Source organism: Dyella jejuensis (assembly GCF_044904675.1).
Taxonomy (GTDB): domain Bacteria; phylum Pseudomonadota; class Gammaproteobacteria; order Xanthomonadales; family Rhodanobacteraceae; genus Dyella_B; species Dyella_B jejuensis.
The window spans coordinates 1-281 of sequence record NZ_JADIKJ010000104.1 but is presented as its reverse complement, the minus strand read 5'-3'; the positions used below and the strand labels follow the sequence as shown (position 1 = coordinate 281).

Below are 281 nucleotides of genomic sequence, written 5' to 3'. Positions count from 1 at the left end.
GACGTGCGGCTGACGATGTTGTACAGCTCCGCGCCCAGCGCGTCGAACTCGGCTTGCAGCGCGCCGCGGTCGTCCTCGTTCGAGGAGCCATCGGCGGCCTGCGTGGCAAGGTCCTTCATGCGCAGCATGATGTTGGTCACCTCGCCCAAGGCGCCTTCGGCCGTCTGCAGCATCGAGGTAGCGTTCTGGGTGTTCTGCATCGCGACCTTCATGCCGCTGGTCTGCGCGTTCAGGCGCGTGGCGATCTGCAGGCCGGCCGCGTCGTCCTTGGCCGAATTGAT

At 66.2% G+C, this 281-nt stretch carries 1 protein-coding gene; it reads right to left on the bottom strand.

Annotated features, from left to right (window positions below; all coding sequences use genetic code 11):
- The coding region (locus tag ISP15_RS18660; protein WP_449757829.1) for a flagellin N-terminal helical domain-containing protein at window positions 1-281 on the bottom strand (281 nt) is incomplete at both ends.